This window comes from Mesorhizobium sp. CA8, from assembly GCF_020164955.1.
Lineage (GTDB): Bacteria > Pseudomonadota > Alphaproteobacteria > Rhizobiales > Rhizobiaceae > Mesorhizobium.
Genome location: NZ_JAIUHG010000001.1, coordinates 69,140 through 92,292 on the forward strand (window position 1 = coordinate 69,140; position 23,153 = coordinate 92,292).

At 62.9% G+C, this 23,153-nt stretch carries 25 protein-coding genes and 1 pseudogene; 13 read left to right on the forward strand and 13 right to left on the reverse strand.

Annotation, left to right across the window (positions count from 1 at the left end):
• Window positions 1–10: 10 nt before the first annotated feature.
• On the reverse strand, window positions 11–574 hold the full coding sequence (locus LB553_RS00375) for a polysaccharide biosynthesis/export family protein (protein ID WP_040983193.1): 564 nt from the start codon (window positions 572–574) through the stop codon (window positions 11–13).
• A 65-nt stretch (window positions 575–639) separates the two neighbouring features.
• A complete protein-coding gene (locus LB553_RS00380; protein ID WP_224509287.1) occupies window positions 640–900 on the reverse strand; it encodes a hypothetical protein in 261 nt (86 codons plus the stop codon).
• 203 nt (window positions 901–1,103) lie between these two features.
• On the opposite strand from LB553_RS00380, the gene LB553_RS00385 reads away from it, so the two are divergent.
• Window positions 1,104–2,378 carry an acyltransferase family protein gene (locus tag LB553_RS00385; RefSeq protein WP_224509290.1) on the forward strand — a complete coding sequence of 425 codons (1,275 nt, stop codon included), beginning with the start codon at window positions 1,104–1,106 and terminating at the stop codon, window positions 2,376–2,378.
• Here LB553_RS00385 and LB553_RS00390 read toward each other — a convergent pair.
• Entirely contained in the window at window positions 2,327–2,551 is a 225-nt protein-coding gene (locus tag LB553_RS00390; protein WP_224509292.1) for a hypothetical protein, read from the reverse strand. The genes LB553_RS00385 and LB553_RS00390 overlap by 52 nt on opposite strands.
• A gap of 299 nt (window positions 2,552–2,850) precedes the next feature.
• On the opposite strand from LB553_RS00390, the gene LB553_RS00395 reads away from it, so the two are divergent.
• Window positions 2,851–5,091 (forward strand): GumC family protein, encoded by a 2,241-nt coding sequence (locus LB553_RS00395; RefSeq protein WP_224509294.1) that lies wholly within the window; start codon window positions 2,851–2,853, stop codon window positions 5,089–5,091.
• 59 nt (window positions 5,092–5,150) lie between these two features.
• Here the strand turns inward: LB553_RS00395 and LB553_RS00400 are convergent, their stop codons facing one another.
• Window positions 5,151–6,380, reverse strand: coding sequence for a GNAT family N-acetyltransferase (locus tag LB553_RS00400; RefSeq protein ID WP_224509296.1), 1,230 nt, complete (start codon window positions 6,378–6,380; stop codon window positions 5,151–5,153).
• Between the two features lie 90 nt (window positions 6,381–6,470).
• Here LB553_RS00400 and LB553_RS00405 point away from each other — a divergent pair, with 90 nt between their 5' ends.
• On the forward strand, window positions 6,471–7,529 hold the full coding sequence (locus tag LB553_RS00405) for a polysaccharide deacetylase family protein (RefSeq protein WP_224509298.1): 1,059 nt from the start codon (window positions 6,471–6,473) through the stop codon (window positions 7,527–7,529).
• A gap of 53 nt (window positions 7,530–7,582) precedes the next feature.
• Here LB553_RS00405 and LB553_RS00410 read toward each other — a convergent pair whose 3' ends face one another.
• Complete coding sequence (locus tag LB553_RS00410) at window positions 7,583–7,798, reverse strand: DUF2842 domain-containing protein (protein WP_224509300.1); 216 nt, start codon at window positions 7,796–7,798, stop codon at window positions 7,583–7,585.
• A gap of 151 nt (window positions 7,799–7,949) precedes the next feature.
• On the opposite strand from LB553_RS00410, the gene LB553_RS00415 reads away from it, so the two are divergent.
• Window positions 7,950–9,041, forward strand: coding sequence for a COX15/CtaA family protein (locus tag LB553_RS00415; RefSeq protein ID WP_224509302.1), 1,092 nt, complete (start codon window positions 7,950–7,952; stop codon window positions 9,039–9,041).
• A 187-nt stretch (window positions 9,042–9,228) separates the two neighbouring features.
• Here the strand turns inward: LB553_RS00415 and argC are convergent, their stop codons facing one another.
• On the reverse strand, window positions 9,229–10,161 hold the full coding sequence (gene argC / locus LB553_RS00425) for an N-acetyl-gamma-glutamyl-phosphate reductase (protein WP_224509304.1): 933 nt from the start codon (window positions 10,159–10,161) through the stop codon (window positions 9,229–9,231).
• Window positions 10,162–10,184: 23 nt separating this feature from the next.
• A complete protein-coding gene (gene speB, locus LB553_RS00430) occupies window positions 10,185–11,192 on the reverse strand; it encodes an agmatinase (protein WP_224509307.1) in 1,008 nt (335 codons plus the stop codon).
• A gap of 124 nt (window positions 11,193–11,316) precedes the next feature.
• On the opposite strand from speB, the gene LB553_RS00435 reads away from it, so the two are divergent.
• Window positions 11,317–12,531: an acyltransferase family protein gene (locus LB553_RS00435; RefSeq protein WP_224509309.1), complete on the forward strand. Its 1,215-nt coding sequence runs from the start codon at window positions 11,317–11,319 to the stop codon at window positions 12,529–12,531.
• An 83-nt stretch (window positions 12,532–12,614) separates the two neighbouring features.
• Window positions 12,615–13,672: pseudogene (locus LB553_RS00440) on the forward strand (glycerophosphodiester phosphodiesterase family protein).
• A gap of 202 nt (window positions 13,673–13,874) precedes the next feature.
• Here the strand turns inward: LB553_RS00440 and LB553_RS00445 are convergent.
• Window positions 13,875–14,747 (reverse strand): aldo/keto reductase family oxidoreductase, encoded by an 873-nt coding sequence (locus LB553_RS00445; RefSeq protein WP_224509311.1) that lies wholly within the window; start codon window positions 14,745–14,747, stop codon window positions 13,875–13,877.
• A 95-nt stretch (window positions 14,748–14,842) separates the two neighbouring features.
• On the opposite strand from LB553_RS00445, the gene LB553_RS00450 reads away from it, so the two are divergent.
• Window positions 14,843–15,751 (forward strand): LysR family transcriptional regulator, encoded by a 909-nt coding sequence (locus tag LB553_RS00450; protein ID WP_224509316.1) that lies wholly within the window; start codon window positions 14,843–14,845, stop codon window positions 15,749–15,751.
• Window positions 15,752–15,808: 57 nt separating this feature from the next.
• On the opposite strand, the gene rpsI is transcribed toward LB553_RS00450, so the two are convergent.
• From rpsI to LB553_RS00470, 4 genes are all read right to left on the reverse strand, one after another.
• Complete coding sequence (gene rpsI, locus LB553_RS00455; protein WP_040999876.1) at window positions 15,809–16,279, reverse strand: 30S ribosomal protein S9; 471 nt, start codon at window positions 16,277–16,279, stop codon at window positions 15,809–15,811.
• Complete coding sequence (rplM, locus tag LB553_RS00460; protein ID WP_040983169.1) at window positions 16,279–16,743, reverse strand: 50S ribosomal protein L13; 465 nt, start codon at window positions 16,741–16,743, stop codon at window positions 16,279–16,281. Before rplM ends, rpsI begins: the two co-directional genes overlap by 1 nt.
• A 272-nt stretch (window positions 16,744–17,015) precedes the next feature.
• Window positions 17,016–17,627: a LysE family translocator gene (locus LB553_RS00465; RefSeq protein WP_224509320.1), complete on the reverse strand. Its 612-nt coding sequence runs from the start codon at window positions 17,625–17,627 to the stop codon at window positions 17,016–17,018.
• A gap of 81 nt (window positions 17,628–17,708) precedes the next feature.
• Window positions 17,709–18,173 (reverse strand): PaaI family thioesterase, encoded by a 465-nt coding sequence (locus LB553_RS00470; RefSeq protein ID WP_224509323.1) that lies wholly within the window; start codon window positions 18,171–18,173, stop codon window positions 17,709–17,711.
• A 151-nt stretch (window positions 18,174–18,324) separates the two neighbouring features.
• On the opposite strand from LB553_RS00470, the gene LB553_RS00475 reads away from it, so the two are divergent.
• The 6 genes from LB553_RS00475 to LB553_RS00500 all read left to right on the forward strand — a co-directional run bounded on the left by LB553_RS00475 (window position 18,325) and on the right by LB553_RS00500 (window position 22,394).
• Window positions 18,325–19,146 (forward strand): enoyl-CoA hydratase, encoded by an 822-nt coding sequence (locus LB553_RS00475; protein WP_224509326.1) that lies wholly within the window; start codon window positions 18,325–18,327, stop codon window positions 19,144–19,146.
• A gap of 9 nt (window positions 19,147–19,155) precedes the next feature.
• Window positions 19,156–19,323 (forward strand): hypothetical protein, encoded by a 168-nt coding sequence (locus LB553_RS00480; protein ID WP_224509329.1) that lies wholly within the window; start codon window positions 19,156–19,158, stop codon window positions 19,321–19,323.
• Between the two features lie 10 nt (window positions 19,324–19,333).
• Window positions 19,334–20,089, forward strand: a complete 756-nt coding sequence (locus tag LB553_RS00485) for a GNAT family N-acetyltransferase (protein ID WP_224509331.1) — start codon at window positions 19,334–19,336, stop codon at window positions 20,087–20,089.
• On the forward strand, window positions 20,086–20,607 hold the full coding sequence (locus LB553_RS00490; protein ID WP_224509334.1) for a CoA-binding protein: 522 nt from the start codon (window positions 20,086–20,088) through the stop codon (window positions 20,605–20,607). The genes LB553_RS00485 and LB553_RS00490 overlap by 4 nt, the downstream gene beginning before the upstream one ends.
• 160 nt (window positions 20,608–20,767) lie before the next feature.
• Complete coding sequence (locus tag LB553_RS00495; protein ID WP_224509337.1) at window positions 20,768–22,048, forward strand: O-acetylhomoserine aminocarboxypropyltransferase; 1,281 nt, start codon at window positions 20,768–20,770, stop codon at window positions 22,046–22,048.
• Between the two features lies 1 nt (window position 22,049).
• On the forward strand, window positions 22,050–22,394 hold the full coding sequence (locus LB553_RS00500; RefSeq protein WP_224509339.1) for a cupin domain-containing protein: 345 nt from the start codon (window positions 22,050–22,052) through the stop codon (window positions 22,392–22,394).
• Window positions 22,395–22,411: 17 nt separating this feature from the next.
• On the opposite strand, the gene LB553_RS00505 is transcribed toward LB553_RS00500, so the two are convergent.
• On the reverse strand, window positions 22,412–23,119 hold the full coding sequence (locus LB553_RS00505; RefSeq protein ID WP_224509341.1) for a transporter substrate-binding domain-containing protein: 708 nt from the start codon (window positions 23,117–23,119) through the stop codon (window positions 22,412–22,414).
• Window positions 23,120–23,153 lie beyond the last annotated feature (34 nt).

A 23,153-nucleotide genomic window follows, 5' to 3' on the forward strand; every position in this document is an offset into this window, starting at 1 on the left:
GACGGATTTTTCAGAACAGGCGTTCGCGGACGTAGACGGTGTCGCCGGGCAGGAGCGGATCGGATGTCAGCACCCGTCCGGTCATCACCTTGCCGTTGATGTCGCGGGTGATGTCGACGCTCTCTTGATTGGCGCGCGGCGTGAAACCGCCGGCAATGGCGACCGCCTTTTGCACCGTGAGTCCCGGCACATAGGAATACTGGCCGGCAGCGCCCACTTCGCCCATGACGAAGATCGGCCGGTAGCGGTCGATTTCGACCGAAACGTCAGGATCGCGCAGATAGCCTTGGCGCAGCTTGTCGGCGATCTCCTTTTCCAACTGCTGCGCGGTGTGGCCGCGCGCCGGCACCGCGCCGACCAGCGGGAAGGAGAGATAGCCGGACTGGTCGACGCTGTAGGTGTTGGTCAATCCGTCCTGCTCGAACACCGTGACACGGACGCGATCGCCGGCGCCGAGCCGATAGGGTTGGTCGAGCACCTCGTGAAAGGCGGCCGGCGTCGGGCGGTAGCTCGAGCAACCGGTGAGCAGCGACAGGGCAAGCAAAGCGCGAAAGAGGGAAGCAGTGCTTTTCATGACCGGCCAGGAACCTTCATCGCTCTTGCCGCAAGCCGCGGCACAACCCCAGGAAAGTGCGACCGTTATCGTCCTGTTAGGGTTAATGGGCGGTAAAGGAGCTGGTCCGGGACCGCGTTCATGAACTCCGCGAAGCCGCGCTCCTTCAGCAGGTCGTAGCCGAGCGCCATCTGCATCGGGCCGTCAAGCAGTTCCTTGCCGGTGAGCCCGAGCTTCTTCTTCAGGCGCTGCAGCGTGGCGCGCATGAACTGCAGGAAGCCGGCGGCCGAGCTGCCGAACGCCCTCGTCCAGCGCGGCCCGGCCGCGATCACCTCGTCGATCGTCATCGAGGTCAGCGGCTTGGGCAGCTTGGCCTAGTTGTTGCCAACAGGTGTCGAAGCCGTGCGGCGCCTCGATGACGCCGATGAAAGCAAGCAGCATCGCCGCGCCCGAGGGAACGGTTTTGTCCATGAATAAACCTCTTTTATGGTTGTTTCGGCTGGGTTACTTCGGGTAAGAAGATCGCTACTTCCGCGGGTGGCATTCATCAGTGAATATTCAGCACAAGCTAATAGATGCTGCTACAGCCTCGCGGCACCTTTATATCGCGCCTTTGGATGGCCTTCGTTTTCTTGCTTTCCTGGCGGTGTTTTTCCATCACATGCCACAGTTCACGCCTTCACTTTTTCTCACGACGGCCCACAATTATGGATGGGTCGGCGTCGAACTGTTCTTCCTGATATCGTCGTTCCTGTTCTTCCACCTGCTCGACGCCGAGTATGAGAGAGCAGGCTCGATCAATATCCGTAACTTCTACGTGCGCCGTCTCCTGCGCATATATCCGCTGATGATCGCTTTTGCCGTCACTATGCTGGCGATATACGGAAACCCTGACGGAAACGGCTATCTCCGCCTGGCAGGACTGGCTCTCTTCCTCGACAACGCAATCACTTGCTTTCGCGGCTACAACCTCTCCAGCCCCACGTCGCATCTCTGGACGCTCTCTTTCGAGTTCCAGATTTATCTCCTGATACCGTTCGTGTTCCTGGCTTATCGGCGGTTCGGCAAAGGGGCATTTCTGGCGGGGCTCGTCGGCGTCCTGGTCTATTGCTTCCTTGCCCGCATGCTGTTCTTCGCCCTCGACGTGAAGCACCCCGTCGTGTGGGTGACGCCCTTCCTGCGCCCGGAGTCCGTGCTCGCTGGCATGGCCCTTTACGTCATCAGGCCGCGCTGGCACTGGGGATTTTCCCTTGTCGGTTCAGCAGTGGCAGCAACGCTGTTTTTGTGCCTCACAGATCCCTGGAAATCGGCACTCGGATCGGCCTTCAGCTACCCGCTGGCTGCCGTTGCCTTCGCGGGATTGGTGGATTCCGGCCTGCGTGCGCCTTGGCTGGCCAGCATTCTTTCGACTTGGCCCATGCGATATCTGGGCCGCATATCCTACGGTCTTTACGTCTTCCACTACGTGCTCATCGTCTGCTCCGTGAGAAGAGCGACGATGATGCAAGGACACGCCATAGACCCCGCGAATTCGGCCGGAGATTATTGGCTGCTTTGGCTGGTCGCACTGACGCTGACGATCGCCGCCGCCAGCGTGAGCTACTATGCCTTCGAGAAATGGATAGCTCGATTCAAGCGCCGTTTTGAAAGCCAGTGGAATGCGATCAACCTGACGCCTGCGTCTGCTCGGCCTGCGCAAGTCGATCCGCCTGATTTGCGCACGGCGGCCCGCTACATCCGGATCGCTGCGCTGAATTTCAGCCAAGTTAGCAATCAAAGCGGCAGCCTTTCCAGGACGGGCGGGAAGCCCAATTCCGCCAAGTGAATATTCACTGCGGCAATCTGATCATCGACAGAACCAAGAGCATCCACTGCGGTCCGGTGAGGCTTAGAAAAAAGCACATTTCCGCCATCGTCGGTGATGACCTTGAGAAACTTTATATCGATAGAACCGTCGGCACAAAGCGTCGTTTGGTCAAGAACAGCAGTCTTTTGCATTGGAATCACCTTCCTTTTCTAGGAGACCGTGTAGAAGCCTGAACCATACAAGCGGACCGCGCTCGCGGTTGGCACTTCGCCGCCGGAAACGCTCCATGACAATGCCCGAGAGGTGGGCCGTCGGCGCAGGGAAAGAGACGTTGCCGCTGTAAACCGGATCGGCAAAAAGCCCAATTGTTCCATTGCTTTCGAGCAACCTTCTTTGAGTGCCCGCTAATAAGCATGCATTCCGATCTTAACGGGTGAGTTACCATAGTTGTTTACGGTCCATCCTCGATTCAAAGTTCGGAGCAGGATGCATGTCCGTTCAGTCCGCGGCCGCAGATGTCGATGTCGATCTGAGGCAGCTTTTCGCCAGCCTGGCTCGAAACTGGCTGCGCATTGTTCTCGTGACCCTCGTGGTCACCGGGCTTGCCTTCGCTTTGGCTTGGCTCGCGACGCCCTACTATAAGGCGACGGCCAAGCTGGAGATTGGCTCGCGCGAATCGGAATACACCCGGCCGCCGGGCACCAATGACGACGAGAAGCCGATTCTCGACGAACAGGGCGTGGCCACCCAGGTCCAGATCATTTCCTCGCCCGACATCCTCAAGCAGGTGGCGAACAAGCTCAATCTGGACAAGCTGCCGGAGTTCGATGAAACGCTGAAGATGTCGGCGCTCGGGCGCGTGCTCGTTCTTGTCGGCTTGAAAAGCGATCCCTTCGATATTCCGCCGGAAGAGCGCGTGCTGAATGCCATGCACGACAAGCTCAATGTCTATGCCGTTGAAAAGACGCGTGCGATCGCCATCGAATTTGCTTCGAAGGACCCCAAGCTTGCGGCGGCGATCGCGAATGGCATTGCCGACGCCTATATCGCCTCGAAGAGCGACGCCAAGCTCGAATCGAACGCCGCCGCCACCGACTTCCTGGCGCCGGAAATCGCCGACCTGCAGAACCGAGTGAAGGACGCCGAGGCAAAGGTCGCGGCCTTCCGCGCCCAGTCCGATCTTCTGATGGGCGGCAACAATGCGGTGCTTCCGACCCAGCAGCTCGCCGAACTGTCGAGCGAATTGTCGCGCGTGCGCGCCAGCCGCGCCGCTGCCGAGGCGAGCGCCGAGAGCGTGCGCCGGGCGCTGCAGAATGGCGGTTCGTTGGACAGCGTGCCGGAAGTCCTGTCCTCGGAGCTGATCCAGCGCCTGCGCGAGCGCCAGGTGGAGCTGCGGGCCAACATTGCCGATCTTTCCACGACCTTGCTCGACAACCATCCCCGCATTCGCGCGCTGAAGTCGCAGCTTGCCGACCTCGACGGCCAGATTCGCAATGAGGCCCAAAAGATCATCCGGGGGTTGTCGGCCCAGGCCCAGACAGCCAAGGCCCGCGAGGATCAGCTGATCGCGGACGTCAACACGTTGAAAGCCGCCGCGGCGCGAGCCGGCGAGCAGCAGGTGCAGTTGGACGCCTTGCAGCGCGACGCGAACGTCCAGCGCCAACAGCTTGAATCCTATATGGCAAGTTACAACGCGGTGGCCTCGCGCAAGGATCGCAGATACTCGCCCGTCGCGGCGAATCTGATCGCGCGGGCCCAGGTGCCGTCCCAGCCCTATTTCCCGAAGATCGGACCCATCACTGGGGCCGCCGCCGCCGCTTCGCTGCTGTTGATGGCGATCGGCACGCTGCTTGGCGAGTTGTTCTCGGGCCGCGCCATGCGTCCTGCCGCCGGCGCTCGTTTCACCGATATCGAGCAGGTGGCGATGCCTGCGGCCAGGGTGGAACCCATGATCGCCGAGGCACATGATGAGGATCGGGCTTTTGCGCCTTACGAGGACACCGCGGCAGGACATTCGATCGCGGAAGCGGAGCTCCCGAGACCGGCAGAGAGCGAGCCGGCGGAGGATCGCGCAGCCGCCATGGAGGCCTCCAAGCCGAGAGAATCGATGCCTGAACCAAGGCAATCCAGGCTCGGCGAGATGGATGTCGAAAAGGCTGCGGAGAAGCTGATCGCCTCAGGCGCCGCGCGTGCGATCTTCGTGTCGCCGGAAGGCGACGAGGCGGCCGCGTCCGCCGTGCTCGTGGCGCGCGAAGTATCCGACGCCGGCCTGCGCGTGTTGCTGCTCGATCTGACCGCGTCGGGCGCGGCGTCGCGGCCGATGCTGGATTCGAGCCTGTTCCCGGGCATCACCAATCTGCTCGCTTCCGAAGCGCAGTTCAGCGACGTCATCCATCCCGATCTCTATTCGGATGCGCATGTCATTCCGGTCGGCACCGCCGACCCGGTCCGCGCGATGCGCGCCGCCGACCGGCTGCCCATCATCATGCAATCGCTGACCACGGCCTACGACCTCGTCGTGGTCGAATGCGGCCCGGCCGATGCGCAGGCCATCAGCCGCCTGGTCGGCGACGGAACCGAAGTCTTCCTGTCGATGCTGGAAGCCGACGACCAGGTGACCCAGGCAGCGGTGAAGCTGATTGAGAACGGCTACCCGAATCTCATGCTGGTGACGCCGATCGGCCATGAACCGCCCGGAACGCCGGTGCCGGGCAGGCGGTCGGCCGCCTGAGCGTAGGGCGAAAGCGCGGCAGTGCTGAAGCTGCGCCGTCCGTTTCAAAGCGCGACGGGTCAGTTATCGTCCTCGGCGGGAGCGGGCGCTGGCTGTCCGGCAGCCTTGCGGCGCAGCATCTTGGTCAGCTTCCAGATCGTCGGGTTATTCTTGATGAAGGCCTTCGCCCGCGCGCCTTGCCGCAGCCCTGTCGCCAGCGCCCGGCCCTTCAGCGTCAGCGGCGCAAGCACCTCGAAATGCTGGACCTCGATGTCGCACCAGAGCCGCTTGTAAGGCTCGTCGCCGACCGAGAAGTCATACACATCGAAGCCAAGCTTGCAGGCTTGCTGGATGTTGTCGAAGAACAGGAACTCGCCCGGGCTGGTGAAGGATAGATCGTCCTCGGCGATGGCGCCGAACTCGCAGATCAGCCGCTTGCCGGACCGGCTGGAGCCGGTCACCGCGCGCAGCTTGCCCGCCACATCCAGGCCGTGCAGCAGGAAGGGCGGCTTTTCCTCGGCCAGCGCATCGGCGAACAGCGCCCGGAAAAAGTCGCGTACTTGCCTGTCGCCGAAGACATTGGCGATGCCCATCTTGGCGAAACGCGCTTCCTTCATCTCGAAGAAGGCATCGAGCAGCCTGTCGACCTCCTCGCGGGTGCGGGCCTCAATGCGGCGGAAGGCGCCGACAGCCTCGAACTTGCGCGTCTGCGAGCGGTGCTTCTTGCGCTTGCGCTTGCCGCTCGCGCGTGACAGCAGCGCGTCGAACCCGCCGTCGAGATCGACCGCGAGAGCGAGGTTCGGACTTGGGAAACCGGGCAGCGCGGCGAGCGGGTTAGCGACGCCATCGAGGTCGGGCAGCAGCCTTTCCAGTGAGATCAGGTCGATATCCGGCCGCGTTCGGGCGATTGCCTTGAACATCGCGCGGATCGCAGGGCTGTCGATAGCGGGGAGGAGCCGCGGGTCAGCAGTGGCGAAATTGCCGTTGGCATGTCGACCGCCGGCGAAACGGGCAACCTTGAATGGGCCGCGTCGCACAACTTCCAGCGCCAAAGATAGCGCCGGGCGGCCATCGTAGGACAGCGTCGCGACAACCATGTCGGCGCCGGTCGCGGCCGCCCAGTTGCTGACCCAGGATGCGCTTTGCGCCGGCGCGAACAGCGCCGAGCCGCAGAATTGAACGTAGTCGGCAACGCCGGTGTCGTCGCTTGCGGTCGCAGTCCACCGGTCCTGGTCGGCTCGCACCGGGCGCGCGGAAGCCTCGTTGGCCGCGACCCGATTGCCGTCAAATGACGCGGTGGCGTCAACCATCCCTCAATCCTTAAGACGTATTGGTTGCAACCTGGGGTTCGCATAGGCGAATGTCGTGCTTGAATAAGCCTAGGCCCAAAAGGTGAAGGAATGATCGACGGGGACGATGCAATGCGGAAACTGGCGTTGAACCTTGCCCGCTACTCCGGTCTCGCACCGTTGGCGCGGCCGTTTGTCGGCGGCATCGGCGCTGTCCTGATGCTGCACCGTGTCACCGCGACACCGGAGAAGCCGAACAGCTTCAATCGGCACCTGAACATCGCTCCCGCCTTCCTCGACAGGCTGATCGCGGACATGAAGGGGCGCGGTTATGCCTTTGTTTCCCTTGATGAAGCGATCGAACGCATCAAGGTGGGTGGCAAAGGCGGCCAGTTCGCGACAATCACCGCGGACGACGCCTATCGCGACAACATGACCGAGGCGCTTCCGATCCTGGAACAGCACGGCGCGCCGATTACTATTTACGTCGCCCCCGGCCTGATCGACGGCGCCGTCGATCTCTGGTGGGACCTGATCGAGGACATCGTCGACACCAGTTCGCGCCTGACGCTGACAGTGGCGGGCAAGCCGACCGTGATCGATTGCTCGACACAAGGCCGAAAAATCCAGGCCGTCGCGCGGCTGAACGCCTGGCTGACGTCGGAAGTCCCCGAGGAAGAGCAGGGCCCTACGCTGCGTGAACTGGCCCGTTCGAACGGCTATGAATTCGGCACAGGCCGCCCATGCACCTTGATGAGCTGGGATGAGCTTCGCACCATGGCCGCCCATCCGCTGGTGACCATCGGCGCGCACACCGTCAATCATCGGAACTTGAAGCGGCTGTCCGAATCGGATGCGCGCCATGAGATCGGCGATGTCCGCCGCATCCTCAAGGAAAAGCTCGGCGAGGAGCCGCGTCATCTGGCTTACCCTTATGGCTATGCCAGCGCCGTCAGCTGCCGCGAAGTGGGCTTTGCCCGCGACGCAGCCTATGCCTCGGCGGTGACCACGCGGCACGGTGTACTGCGTGCCGAGCATGCCGGTTTCCTGCACGCGCTGCCCCGCATCTCCGTCAACGGCCGATATCAGAGCGTGGCGCATATCCGCACGATGCTGTCCGGCATCACGACGCCGCTGGCCAATGCCGGCAAGATGGTCGTCACGATCTGAAGTCTGCCTCGCTCTGCGCCTTGGTCGGTACCATGACGTGACGCCTGTGAGGATCAGCCCTTCGGGCGCGGCTCGATGATCAGCCATTTAATGATGGCCATGGCCGGCAGAACCCAGAGAAAGCCGCTGAGCAGGAAGAACAGGAGATGCGACATAGGCCCGTATTCGGCAAGCCTGGTGACCGCGACGGCGGAGGCGATCAGCGCGTAGATGACGACCAGCGCCACCAGCAATATGGTTCCGATCAGCTTTTTCAGGCGAATGGGCATGTAGCGGTTCCGTTGACCCGCCCCGCTTAGGCCGAATGACGATAGCGCGCAACCGTCGGGACTTGGCGCGACGGCGTGCCGCGCTGTCCAGTCTTGCCAGTTGAGCGGCCTTGGTCCACCAATCGCGCGTTTCAACCGCCGGGAGAGCGAAATGGCTGCCATCACCGCCACAGCCCCCTATGCTGCACGCGACCGCAACCGCCACAACCGCGCTTTGGTGCGCGGCTGGCTCTACGTCGTACTGCTCGTGCTGTTCGCGCTGGTGCTGGTCGGCGGTTCCACTCGTCTCACCGGCTCCGGGCTGTCGATCACTGAGTGGCAGCCGATACACGGCGTCATCCCACCGCTCAACGACGCCGAATGGCAGGAAGAGTTCCAGCGCTATCAGCAGATCCCGCAATATACCGAGATCAACAAGGGCATGAGCGTCGAGGACTTCAAGTCGATCTTCTGGTGGGAGTGGGCGCACCGCGTCCTGGCGCGCAGCGTCGGCGTGGTCTTTGCCTTGCCGCTGCTGTTCTTCTGGGCGACGCGCCGCATCGAACGCGGCCTCGGGCTGAAGCTCCTCGGCATCCTTCTGCTCGGCGGACTGCAAGGCGCCATCGGCTGGTGGATGGTGGCTTCGGGCCTGGCCGACCGTATCTCGGTCAGCCAATACAGGCTGGCGACGCATCTGACGCTCGCCGCGCTAATCTTCACCGCCACCATGGTGGTCGCGCGCGGGCTGGCGCCGCACTCCGAGCCCGCCGCCGACCGGTCGACGCAGCGGCTCGCGGGCTTCATCGTGCTTTTGGCGCTGATCCAGATCTATCTCGGTGGGCTCGTCGCCGGGCTGCACGCGGGCCTTTCCTACAACACATGGCCGCTTATGGACGGAAAGGTGATCCCCTCCGATCTGCTTCTCCTGAAGCCCGCCTGGCTGAACTTCTTTGAAAATCCGAAGACCGTGCAGTTCGTCCACCGGCTAGGCGCCTATACGATCTTTGTCGTGGCGCTCTGGCATATGATCGCGACGTGGCGGCACCAGCCCGGCACCACCCATGCCCGCCGGGCCACGCTTCTGTTCGCGCTGGTGGTCGTCCAGGCCTCGATTGGCATCGGCACGCTATTGATGCAGGTGCCGCTGCACATGGCGTTGATGCATCAGGCGATCGCGCTTGTGTTGCTCGGCTTCGCCGCCGCGCACTGGCGCGGCACCAAAGGCGCTTATCCGTTGCCGACGAAGGTGAGCGTCAGGAGCTGAGGCCGATCTTTCGAACGGCATCGGCGACGGCCAGTTCGCGGTTCTCGTCGACCGCATTCTTGTCCTCGCGATGCCAAGGGGCTGACAGGCAGCCATAGGCGATGCATGGTCAAGAATGGCGCGTGGCGGCTGTCCGAATGAGTTCGGGAGCGCTGACCTTCCAGCACTCGGGAAATGCCTGCATTACTCAGTGCTTGATGCCGAGCATCAGGTCCAGGTTCTGCACCGCGGCGCCGGACGCGCCCTTGCCGAGATTGTCGTAGACGGCCATCAGCAGTGCCTGCGCCCTTTCGTCATTGGCGAACACATAGACCTTCATCCGGTTGGTGCCGTTATAGACCTCCGGATCGATCTCCGGCATGCGCTCTATGTGGGTGTAGGGCGCGACCTCGACCACGCCGCCATCGATCGACGCATAATGGTCGGCAATCGCCGCGTGAAGCTCGGCGCCGGTCGGAACGCGGTCGAGACCGCCGAGCTGCAGCGGCACCACGGTGATCATGCCCTGCGCGAAATTACCCACCGCCGGCTGCATGATCGGGTCGTGCGACAGCTTTGCATAGGTGCGGAGCTCCGGCACATGCTTGTGCTGCAGCGTCAGCCCGTAGGGCAGGAACTCGGGCGCGTCCTCGCCCTTGCTGACATAATCCTCGATCATCGGCCGACCGCCGCCGGAATAACCGGAAATGCCGTTAACGGTGATTGGGAAGTCGGCAGGCAGCAGGCCGGCCGCAACCAGTGGCCGCAGCGTCGCGATCGGCCCCTGCGGCCAGCAGCCCGGATTCGCGATGCGTTTCGCGCTGGCGATCTTCTTCGCCTGGTCCTTGTCCATTTCAGCGAAGCCATATTCCCAACCTTCAGCCACCCGATGCGCGGTCGAGGCGTCGATGACCTTGGTCGTATCGTTCGCAATCAGCGACACGCTTTCCTTGGCCGCCGCATCCGGCAGGCAAAGGATCGCGACATCGGCGGCATTGAGGAATTCAGCCCTAGCTGCGGCTTCCTTGCGGCGGTCGGCGGGAATGGAGATGATCTCCAGGTCGCCGCGATCGGCAAGCAGCGCCCTGATCTGCAGGCCTGTCGTGCCATGCTCGCCGTCAATGAAGATTTTCGGTTTCATCGGTTGCCAAATTCCTTGCGATCTCAGGCCTGTATGCCGTGCGCGTTTTGTAGGACGGCATGGGTGCCGTTGTTCAGATCCTCGAGCCGCACCTTTCGTTCGGCCACGAGGCCCAGATAGTGCATGGCGATCATCGATCCAGCGATCGCCGTAATATCGGCATGGTCGTAGGCAGGCGCAACCTCGACGACGTCGGCGCCGACGATATCGACCTGGCCGAGCTGGCGCAGCGTCGAGAGCATCTTGGCAGATGATGGACCGCCGGCAACCGGCGTGCCGGTGCCTGGCGCGAAGGCCGGGTCGAGGCAGTCGATGTCAAAGGTGAGATAGGTCTTTCTGCCGCCAGTCCGGTCAACGATCGCGTAGGCAATATCCGACGCCCGCATCTCCTCGACCTCATGGCCGTAGAGGATCTTGATGCCGAACGTGTCGGGCGCATGCGTGCGGATGCCGATCTGAATCGAGCGATCCGGGTCGATGATGCCCTCCTTCACCGCACGGGCGACGAAGGAGCCATGATCGATGCGCTTGCCGTCATCCGGCCAGGTGTCCTGATGCGCGTCGAACTGAACGAGCGCCAACGGCCCATGGATCGCGGCATGCGCCTTGAGCAGCGGCCAGGTGACGAAATGATCGCCGCCGAGCGTCAGAAGGAACGCGCCCGATCTCAGGATCTTCGCCGCCTCGCGCTCGATCGCGCCGGGGGTCTTCTGATGGTTGCCGCTGTCAAGCAGGCAATCGCCATAGTCGACCACCGCGAGCGGTTCGAACAGGTCGCGAGAGAAAGGGTATTGCGGATCGTTCTCGAGGATCGCCGAGGCGCGGCGGATCGCCTGCGGCCCGAAGCGGGCGCCCGGCCGGTTGGTGACTGCCGCGTCAAAGGGAATTCCCCACACGACAGCGTCCGCACCCTTCACGTCCTTGGTGTATTTGCGCCGCATGAACGACAGCGCACCGGAATAGGCTGGCTCAAGTGCCGCCCCCGTTTTCGAACGGGCGGTGAAGGCGTGGTCGATCTCTTTGTTCGCCATTGCGGGTCCTCGGTTTTCATCGGGCAGCCACAACTACAGAACCGGCACGCAACATGCCAGTCACGGCATGCGGAAAGGAAGCGGCGCACGGCGAGTGCCACGGCAACACAGGATTTGTATCATTATGGCTGAGACGGCCTTGCTTAACCTTGCGCCCGCGCCCGCGGCGACCCGAGTCGGCACGATGGCCGGCGAGCGCTTCCTGGTGCTGGATTCCTGGCGCGGCATCTGCGCGCTGCTGGTGGCGCTGTTCCACTTTCCGACCACCTCGATGATTTCGCAAAGCGCCTTTGTCGGCGGCTCCTATCTGTTCGTCGATTTCTTCTTCGTGCTCTCCGGCTTCGTCATCGCCAGCGCCTATGGCAGCCGGCTGAACGCGCAGGACGACCTTGCCCGGTTCGCACTGGTGCGCTTCGGCCGCATCTACCCGCTGCATGTTCTGATGCTTGCTGCATTTGCCGGCTTCGAGGCGCTGCGGCTCGTCCTGCCGGCCCTGCACGGAACGGGTCCCGCGCCCTTCACCGCTGGTTTCGACTTGAAAAGCCTCGTCGCCAACCTCTTCCTTCTGCAAGGCATGGGGATCGAGGATCATCTGAGCTGGAATGCGCCGAGCTGGAGCATCTCGGCCGAGTTCTTCACCTATCTGCTTTTCGCCGCCGTCGTGTTCACCGCCGGCCAGCGTGCCTGGACATGGCTCGTCGCCGCAGCCGTGACGGCGCCGCTTTTCCTGCTCGCGGTCTCGACGCGTCATATGGACGTGTCCTTCGATTTCGGCTTCATCCGCTGTCTTTACGGCTTCTCGCTCGGCGCGCTGCTTGCCTGGTTTCAGCACGATTCCATTGCAGAGGCGCGACAGGCGCTGAGCGGCGGGGCAGGGCGCCTCGCCTGGACGCTGGCCGAGCTGGCGATGATCGTCGTGATCGCGCTGTTCGTTTCGGTGGCGGGAACGAATGACGCCGGCATTGCCGCGCCAGTCGTCTTCGCTCTGGCGCTTTATCTTTTTGCGCATGAGGGCGGGTGGGTCAGCGTGGCCTTGCGCAGCCGGCCGATGCTGCTGCTCGGCTCGCTCTCTTATTCGATCTACATGGTCCACATCTTCGTACAGGCCCGCATGATCAATGTCGGCGGCCTGATCGAACGCAAGCTCGGGCTCGGCATCGTCGGCGACCTGGTGCTGCGCGGCGACCATGCGACCGGCTTCGGAACCGGCTCGCCCTGGATAGGTTTCGCGGCTTTGGGCGCGATGTTGGTCGCCGTCATCGCCGCGTCCTGGTTCACGTGGCGCTTCGTCGAAATGCCGGCGCTGGCCTGGTTCCGGCGCCTTTCGAAGCGGATCTAATCCAAAAACTAGCCGGCTTCGTTCACTGCCCTGTCATGGGCATCGCCTAACCGGGTCCCAACCCGGAACGGAGCGATTCCCCGATGCGAACACTCTGGCTGAGCCTTGCCTTTTCCGCCGCCCTTGCCACTGCTGCGGGGCAAAGCTTAGCCGGTGAAAGCCGGGCTAGCCAAATCCTCGGCCGCTTCGAGCATGCCAATCAGTGGCGCGATCATGTGATGATCGCCGCGCACCGCGCAGGCAGCATGCAGGCCGGCAAGACGCTCTACGCCGAGAATTCGCTGGCGGCGGTCGAAAGCTCGATCGCCATCGGCGCCGAGATCGTCGAAGTCGATGTGAGGCGCGCGAAAGACGGCGCGTTCGTCATCATGCATGACAGCTGGCTAGACAGGACGACCACGTGCAAGGGCGAAGTGGCGAGCTACACGCTTGCCGAGTTGAAGAAATGCCGGCTGGTCATCGAGGGCACGGGCGCCGTCACCAATGAGACGGTGTCGACGCTGCGCGAGATGCTGCTGACGACCAGGGACAGGATCCTGATCAATCTCGACAACAAGCTGGAGGTGACGGACCTGCCTGGCATGATCGCGGAGGCGCGCGATCTCGGCATGGCCGATCAGGTGATCGTCAAAGAGAGCCTCTGGAACCGGCAGCGCGTCGATGCCGCGAGCGCAGCACTTGCCAAGGCCGGCGGCGGCTTCCAGTTCATGCCGATCCTCGCCGACGACGCCGTGCATGACGCCGCCTTCGCCGGCGAGGTCGACAAGGCGTTTGCACCGCGCGCATGGAATTGATCACCTGGCGCAACGGCGCCGAGACGCTGACGCCGACCGGCGGCCCGCTGTTCAGCACCCAAATGCGGGCGGAAGCGGCCCGCGGCGACTGGCACCTTTGGGCCGACACCTATGCGATCGTCAACAAGTCGGGAGGCTTCCTCGCCGGCGGGCGCGGCGACGAGCTTGCCGTCGCCGCCGGCCTGCCACGCGAAGCTTGGGGTTTCTGGGTCGATCATGGTGCCACCATCATCCAGACCGACGAGCCGAAAGCGGCGATCGAGTGGCTGGCGGCCAATGGCTATCGCGTGCCTTATGCGACGGGCATCAAGCAGGCTGAGCCGGCGCATACGGCGAGTATCAATTAGCTGGCGTTGGCGCTTCACCCCGCCCGGCGCTTCGCGCCGACCTCCCCATCGAGGGGAGGTAGAGCGTCGTGCGAACTCCTCTTCGCTGGACGCCTGCGAAGTCGATGAGATTAAGCGGACCTTCGAACGTATGGCTCGGCGCCCTACCTCCCGTTGTTGGGGAGGTCGCGCCGCAGGCGCGGGCGGGGTGACGGCGCCGACCTTACGCCGCTTTCGCCACGCCCTCCAATTCCCGCAGCACATCCCCCGGCAGCTCCAGCTTCGCCGCCGCCAGATTCTCGCGCAGATGCTCGACCGATGACGTGCCCGGGATAAGCAGGATATTCGGCGAGCGCTGCAGCAGCCAGGCTAGCGCAACCTGCATCGGCGTCGCGCCAAGCCGTTCCGCCACGCCGGATAGTGTCGACGATTGCAACGGGCTGAAGCCGCCAAGCGGGAAGAACGGCACATAGGCGATGCCTTCGCGCGCCAATTCATCGATCAGCGCGTCGTCGTTCCGGTGCGCGAGGTTGTACTGGTTCTGCACGCAGACGATGTCGCAGATCTTTCGGCCTTCCGTGATCTGCGCGCGGGTGACGTTGCTCAAGCCGATATGGCGCACCAGGCCCTTGCGCTGCAGTTCGGCCAGTGCCGTCAGCGGCGCTTCGATCGAGCCTTCGGCGGGGCCATGGGTATCGAACATGATGCGCAAATTGACCACTTCGATCACGTCGAGCCCGAGATTGCTCAGATTGTCGTGCACAGCCTGCATGAGTTCTTTGGGCGAATAGGCCGGCAGCCAGGAGGCATCGCTGCCGCGGCGTGCGCCGATCTTGGTGACGATGGTGAGATTGTCGGGGTAGGGCGCCAGCGCCTCGCGGATCAGCCTGTTGGTGACGTGCGGGCCGTAGAAATCGCTGGTGTCGATGTGATTGACCCCATTTGCCAGCGCTTCGCGCAGCACGGCGATCGCGGCGTCATGGTCTTTCGGCGGACCGAACACGCCTTTGCCCGCAAGCTGCATGGCGCCATAGCCGAGGGGATACACCGCGCGGTCGCCGAGTTTATAAGTACCGGATTTGTCTACGCTGGACATTGTTGCTCTCCTTCGCTGTCGGCGAGGGAGATAAGGGATGGTTGCTGTCCTGATAACCGGGTATAATCAGCACGACCTGTGCGGAACTAGGAACAATGGCGGCAGATCTCAACGATCTCCAGGCATTTATGGCCGTGGCACGCGCTGGCGGCTTTCGCGAAGCGGCCCGAGTGACTGCAGGCAGCGCGTCAGTGCTCAGCGAAGCCGTCCGCCGTTTGGAAACCCAACTCGGTGTTAGGCTCTTCAACCGCACCACGCGCAGCGTTGCTTTGACGGAGGCTGGTGCCAGCCTGCTGGCGCGGCTCGGCCCCGCATTGGGCGAGGTAGAAGCTGCGCTAGATGTTGTGAACGGCTTTCGTGACCGGCCTGCCGGCACCTTGCGCCTCAACGTGCCGATAAGCGCCTCGCGGCTGGTGCTGCCCAAAATCGTTCCGGGATTTCTCGCTGCCTATCCCGCCATTCGCCTGGAGGTGATCGCGGAGGAGAACTTTGTCGACCTGCTGGTGGCTCGTTGCCATGCGGGCATCCGTTATGACGAGCGGCTGGAGCAGGACATGATTGCGGTGCCGATCGGGCCGCGGGCGCAGCGCTTCACCACCTCCGCCGCGCCGTCCTACCTTGACCGGCATGGTCGGCCACAGCATCCGCGCGACCTGCTTGAGCACGCCTGCGTGCGCGGTCGCTTGCCGAGCGGGGTCATGACGCCCTGGGAGTTCGAGCGCGACGGCGAGGTGGTGCGGGTCGATACCACCGGGCCATTGGTCGTCAGTATCGGCGGCGGCGTCGATCTCGCTGTCGATGCGGCAATCGCCGGCGTCGGCATTCTTTGGCTCTTCGAGGACTGGGTACGTCCGTATTTCGACAGCGGCATCCTGGAACCTGTGCTCGAGCCGTGGTGGCAAAGCTTCTCGGGGCCGTTTCTTTATTACCCTGGCCGGCGCCTGGTGCCGGCGCCGCTGCGCGCCTTCATCGACTATATCAAAACGCCGGCCGGCCACTGGTGACGGAAGCAAGAAAGGCCGCCCGGAGGCGGCCTTTCGAAATGCTTGGACTTCGAGCGCTTAGCGCTTCGAGAACTGGAAGCTGCGGCGGGCCTTGGCCTTGCCGTACTTCTTGCGCTCGACCACGCGGCTGTCGCGGGTCAGGAAGCCGCCCTTCTTGAGCACCGAGCGCAGGCCCGGCTCATAGTAGGTCAGTGCCTTGGAGATGCCGTGACGCACCGCGCCGGCCTGGCCGGAGAGGCCGCCGCCGATGACGGTGGCGACGATGTCGTACTGGCCGGCGCGGTTGGCCGCGACGATCGGCTGGTTGAGGATCATCTGCAGCACCGGACGCGCGAAATAGGTCGCGAATTCCTTGTCGTTGACGGTAATCTTGCCGGAGCCCGGCTTCACCCAGACGCGCGCGATGGCGTTCTTGCGCTTGCCGGTGGCATAGGCGCGGCCCGACTTGTCGAGCTTCTGGACATGCACGGGCGCGGCCGGCTGCGCGGCGACGGTGCCGAGTTCTGCGAGCGAGGAAAGCTCAGCCATTACGAGGCCCTCTTGTTCTTGGAGTTCAGCTTGGCCACGTCGAGCGTGACGGGCTGCTGGGCGGTGTGCGGATGCTCGGCGCCGGCATAGACGCGGAGATTCTTCATCTGGCGACGGCCAAGCGGGCCGCGCGGGATCATGCGCTCGACGGCCTTCTCGACGACGCGCTCGGGGAAACGGCCCTCGAGCAGCTGGCGCGCGGTGCGCTCCTTGATGCCGCCGGGATGGCCGGTGTGCCAGTAATAGACCTTGTCGGTGTACTTTTTGCCGGTGAACACCACCTTGTCGGCATTGATGACGATGACATTGTCGCCATCATCGACATGCGGGGTGAAGGTGGGCTTGTGCTTGCCGCGCAGATGGTTGGCGATGACAGTGGCCAGACGACCGACGACGAGACCTTCGGCGTCGATCAGCACCCACTTCTTCACCACATCCGCAGGCTTCTGCGAAAAGGTAGCCATGGTTTTGCTCTCAGGTTGACCTTTCCCGTCCGGGAGGGACAGGAGAAGGCGTTTTTTGTTGCTTGGATTGACGGAAGGACCGGAGCCGCCCCGCCAATAACAAAACGGCGGCTTTTGCGGGCCGCTGCTTCGGGTCGGCTTATAGGCGAGGGCGCTTGGCACGTCAAGCATCGATTGCGGCTTAAGATCGCGAAAAGCTATTTAAATTCAATAGCTAACTGAGATGGTATTATTTTACCTCATGCCGCAGTTGTCAAAATAGCTTCTTTCGTTCACCGCCCCCCGGTCATGGCGCCAAGGAGAAGCCTGACGCCGATAGCGACCATCAAGGCTCCTGCGAGCCTTTCTTGCCAAACGAGGAACGCGCCTCGGCGCGCCAGCCAGCCGCCAACCGCGCCGGAGGTCAACGCGACAGCGCTGAGGACAACCAGTCCCATCATCTTCATGGTCGTACCGAGAATGATGAACTGCAGTGCAGGCGAACCCCCCCAGGGATGGACGAATTGCGGCAGCACCGCCAGCATGAAAGCAAGTGTCGTCGGATTGGTGAGATTGCAGATCATGCCTTGCCGGAAAGCGGCTGGGATACTGCCCGTCTCGGCAAAGGTAGACGCACCGCCACCTTTGCCCGGCCGACGGGCCAACAGGAATCTGATCCCGATGGCGATCAGATAAATGGCGCCGACGATCTGAAGGAAGCTGTAAAGAGATGGAGAGGATGTGATCAGCGAGGCAAGCCCCATTGCCAGTAATGGAATCTGGACGACGCCGGCCGACACGCAGCCCGCTCCAGTCGCCAAGGCGTGGCGCCAGCATTGCCCGACGCCGCGGCTGATCACCAGCATCATGTCGGGACCGACACCAGAAAGCTGATAGGCGAGCACGGCGCCGACAAAGGCAAGGTAGGTTGTAACATCGGGCATGCTGCAGAACGAACGTATCGACTGGGGAGTTCCGGCAGGACGTCAGCCCGGCTTATCATTTATTCGCTTCCTCGGAATCGAATAGGTCCCGGTGGCGTGCGCGACGGTGTGTCCGTCCGGGCCGGCGACAATATCGATGTCGAACACCATCAGACTCTTGCCGAGCTTCAGGATCCGGCAATGGCCGTCGATCGGACCGGCTTCGGCCTTACGCATGAAATTGATGTCAAGGTTGACCGTCACCGAAAGCGCGTCCGGGCCGGCATGGCTGAGCACGCAGACATAGCCGCCGATGTCGGCCAGCGTGAACAGCGCCGGACCGGATACCGTGCCGCCGGGGCGCAGATGCCGCTCGTCGGCGTTGAGCCGCACCGTGCAGCCGCCCGGAAAAACGTCGATCGCCTCATAGGAGATGAAATTGTCGTTGAGTTGCGGATAGACGCTTGCCATCAGCGCATTGACTTCCGCCGCGTTGAGCATTGGCTTCAGATCGCTTTGGGCGGGCATGGCGATGTCCTATATGAAATGGCAAGCTCCGGGCGACATGCCTGGACCAAACGGTGCGACGGAGAAAACACGCCTCGCGGCTGTTCTTCAACCGGCAGCATGGTAGTTCTGTTGCTCCATAAGCCGCGAGCGCTGATCGAGAGGTCTAAAAATGGCTGAAGTCGTTGCCATCAAGCCCGCCGTCCCCGACGGTCCCGTTCTTGTCAGCCAGGACAAGGGCATCCTGCGCCTCACGCTTGCCAGCCCGCCGGCCAATGCGTTGTCGCTGGCGACGATGGCGGCGCTGCAGGCCGAGTTCGATCGCGTGAAGACTGACAAATCCGTGCGCGTCATCATCCTGGCGGCGTCGGGAAAAGTGTTCTGTGCCGGCCACGACCTCAAGGAAATGACGGCGCATCGCGCCGAGCCGGACCGCGGCAGGGCTTTCTTCGAAAAGACCTTCGCGGCCTGCGCGACGCTGATGCAGACCATCGTGCGCCATCCGAAACCGGTGATCGCCGAGGTCGACGGGCTTGCCACCGCCGCCGGCCTGCAGCTGGTCGCGAGCTGTGATCTCGCCATCGCCTCGCATGAGGCGAGTTTCTGCACGCCTGGCGTCAATATCGGCCTGTTCTGCTCGACGCCGATGGTGGCGCTGTCGCGCAATGTCTCGCGCAAGCAGGCCATGGAAATGCTGCTCACCGGCGAGACGATCGACGCCGCCGCCGCCAAGGAGTTCGGGCTGGTCAACCGGATCGTGCCGCGTGAATATCTGAATCAGGTTGTCAGCAAATACGCGCAAATCATTGCATCCAAATCGTCTTTGGTCGTCAAGACAGGCAAGGAAGCCTTCTACGCCCAGGCCGAAATGGGGCTGGCCGACGCTTATGCCTATACCGGCCGCGTGATGGTCGAAAACATGCTGGCGCGCGACGCCGAGGAAGGCATCGGCGCCTTCATCGGCAAGCGCAAGCCGGAATGGACCGACGAATAGTTCTTCCATATGCCGCGCTTTTCTATTGCTGAAGGTTCGACGTGGCTGCCCGCAAGCAGCCGCTTCGGCCTCGACCCGATCGATTTTCAGGACACCTATCATTTTCGCATAATGCGCGACTTCTGCAGCGATCCACACATGTTTATGGAGGAGGCGTTGCGGGACGACGATGATTAGCGGTGGGCGCGTGAACCGGGAAGATCTCAGTTGGGAAGTGGAAGAAGCCTGCCGCGAGGCGTGGCCTGCTGCGCTTGAAACCGTCGCTCTCGGATGGATGTTTCGCCGTTCAGGCGGACGGATAAGGCGGCCGAATTCCGCTAATCCCCTGCGCGGCAGGCGAGGTGCGCCGGGGCGGGTAATCGATGCCACCGAGGCATTCTACGCCAGCCATGGCCAGGCTCCGCTGTTTCGCGTACCCGACATCGCGGCCGAACTGGAACTCGAACTCGACCGTCGGGATTACAGCCGGGAAGGCGGTACGATACACCTCCATGCCGAGATCGACGCGCTTCAGGCAAACAATGATGGCGACATCACGGTCTCCGCAGCGCCGACCGAGAACTGGTTCGAGGCGCGCTTCCGTACCGGCGGCTACGACGAGGCGGAGCGACGCATCTTTCGCCATATGACGAGCTTGATCGTAGGCGACAGGGCATTCGTGTCGTGTGAGCGTGATGGCCAAATCGCGGCCTTTGCCTTCGGCGTCATCCGCAACGGGCTGCTTGTCGTCGAGGCGGTTGAAACCGACGCCCGATTCAGCCAGCAGGGGCTCGGCCGTAGGACGGTGGGCGGGCTGGTCGGTTGGGCCGGGCGAGCAGGCGCCCAGGCCGGCTGTCTGCAGGTGGTCGCCGACAACACGCCCGCACGCGCGCTCTACGCTTCTCTCGGCTTCAACCGCGAGCTCTATCGCTACCATTACCGCAGGAAGACCATCGCAGCATGAATCACGATAGCTACGACAACGCCTACATTGCCGGTATCCTCAACTCAGTGAAGACGATCGCCATGGTCGGCGCCTCGCCCAACGACGTGCGGCCAAGCTATTTCGTGCTGAAATACCTCTTGGCCAAAGGCTTTTCGGTGCTGCCGATCAATCCCGGCCATGCCGGCAAGCAGATCCTCGAACAGACGGTCTATGCCAGCCTGGCGGATCTGCCGCATCCGGCCGACATGGTCGATATTTTTCGAGGCTCGGCGGCGGTGCCCGGCGTCGTCGACCAGGTGCTGAAGCTCGATCCGCTACCCAAGGTCGTCTGGATGCAGCTTGGCGTGCGCAACGATGAGGCCGCGGCCCGCGCCGAAGCTGTCGGCATCAAGGTGGTGATGAACCGCTGCCCGAAGATCGAATATGGCAAGCTGTCCGGCGAGATTGGCTGGACCGGCGTCAACTCGGGCGTGCTGTCGTCGAAGAAGCCTTTGATGAGGCGGGGCTTCCAGAGCTTCGGTGTGCGGCAGAAATAGGCCGCTGGCCCGGCGTGAAAAAATTATCCGGGAAGAATTGGATTTTTCCCGGCGTTCGTCGCAAATCGCGTCCCGAAAGGTATTTTCTTCTTTGCATTCCCAGCCGCGCTTGGCCAAGAATGCCCGGCGATTTTCGAAAGATCAGGAGAGGTAGGTTTCGATGACCCGTACGCCCGGCTTCAACACTTTGGCGGTTCATGCCGGCGCAAAGCCCGACCCGGCAACCGGCGCCCGCGCTACGCCGATCTATCAGACCACGTCCTATGTCTTCGACGATGCCGACCATGCCGCCTCGCTGTTCGGGCTGAAGGCCTTCGGCAATATCTACACCCGCATCATGAATCCGACGCAGGCGGTGCTCGAGGAGCGCCTTGCCGCGCTGGAAGGCGGTACCGCCGCGCTTGCCGTCGCCTCTGGCCATGCCGCCCAGGTGCTGGTCTTCCACAATCTGATGCAGCCCGGCGATAATTTCATCGCCGCTAACAAGCTCTATGGCGGATCGATCAACCAGTTCGGCCATGCCTTCAAGAATTTCGGCTGGGGGGTGCGCTGGGCTGATCCGATCGATCCCTCGACATTCGAGAGCCAGATCGACGACAGGACCAAGGCGATCTTCATCGAGAGCCTTGCCAATCCCGGCGGCGTCTTCGTCGACATCGAGAAGATCGGCGACATCGCCCGCAAGCACGGCCTGCCGCTGATCGTCGACAACACGCTGGCCTCGCCCTATCTGGTGCGGCCGATCGAGCACGGCGCCGACATCGTCGTGCATTCGCTGACCAAGTTCATCGGCGGCCACGGCAATTCGATCGGCGGCGGCATCATCGATGGCGGCACTTTCGACTGGTCGAAGTCGGGCAAATATCCAATGCTGTCGGAGCCCCGCCCCGAATATGGCGGTATCGTCCTGCACGAAACCTTCGGCAACTTCGCGTTCGCGATTGCCGCGCGCGTGCTTGGCCTGCGCGATATCGGCGCCGCAATCTCGCCCTTCAACGCCTTCCTGCTTTTGACCGGCCTGGAAACGCTGCCGCTCAGGATGCAGCGCCACTGCGACAACGCCGCGAGCGTCGCGGGCTGGCTCTCCAATCATCCCAAGGTTGCCTGGGTGAATTATCCCGGCCTTCCCGGCGACAAGAACAATGCGCTGCAGAAGAAATATTCGCCGCAGGGCGCGGGCGCCGTCTTCACCTTCGGCCTCAAGGGCGGCTATGAGGCCGGCGTCAAATTCGTCGAGGCGCTCGAGCTCTTCTCGCACCTCGCCAATGTCGGCGACACCAAATCGCTGGTCATCCATCCGGCCTCGACCACGCACCGCCAGCTGTCCGACGAGCAGAAGGTCAAGGCCGGCGCCGGGCCGGATACGGTGCGGCTGTCGATCGGCATCGAGGACGTCAACGACATCGTCGCCGATCTCGAACAGGCGCTCGGCAAGGTCTGACATGTCGGCCTTTCTTGCGGTCAATGTCGAAAGCGTCGAACCGGAGGCCGGCGCGCCGGCCCCAGATCGCGTGCTGTCGGGCGATCCGAAATTCCGCACCTGGAACGTCGAGGAGCGTGACGGCGGCCTCTATGCCGGCATCTGGGAAGCGACGCCGGGCAAATGGCGCATCGTCTATGACGAATGGGAGTTCTGCCACATCCTGTCCGGCGTCTCGGTGATCGCCGAGGATGGGGGCGAGGCGCGCACCGTGCGGGCCGGCGACAGTTTCGTGCTGCGGCCAGGGTTCAAGGGCACCTGGGAAGTGCTCGAGACGACGCGCAAGGAATATGTGATTCGGCTTTGAGTACTTCGCAGCCGTAATCAGAGCAGCCGGTCGACATCGTCGTCGGAAAAGCCGTATTGGCTCATGATCTCCCGGTGCCAGCCACTCCCGAGCAGATCACCAAGGCATTGATCGACGCGCCGGCGCAGCGCGCCGTTGCCCTTGGCGAGGGCGAAAGCGCCTGCCGCAGGCTGCTTTTCAGAGGCTGGGACATCGATGACGGCAAGCGGTGCGCCAGTCCGTCCGTTGACATAGCCGCGATGCGCCATGGCGACGCTGGCATACGCGTCGACATGGCCTGCCGCGACGGCTCCGGCTGCTTCGGCCTGCGTGGCGAATATCCTTATCCGTTGGGGCGGCACGCCGTTCTGCAGCGCGGTCTGGTGCTGGATCTGGCCCGATATGACTGCGAGCACCGCGGAAGGATGCTGGGCGACGGAGCGATAGCCGTTCAGCTCCCGCGGATTGCCTTTGGCGACCATCAACCCGTCCGGCAGTGACCAGATCGGCCGCGTGAAGTCCACGAGCTTGCCGCGCTCCTCGGAGATGAACAGGCCGGTCGTCATGTCCCAGCGGCCGTCGACCAAACCGGGGAGCAGTTCGGCGAATTCCGCCTCAATCGGCCAGAAGTTCTCCAGTTCAAGCATCTGGCAAACCTTCTCGGCGAGCACCGCGTCGCAGCCGCCGAGCTTGCCCGCAGCATCGGTGAAGCAGAAAGGCGGCTCCTGCAGATAGGCGAATTTCATGTCTGAGTTCCGAACGAAAATTTCAGCTGTTCGA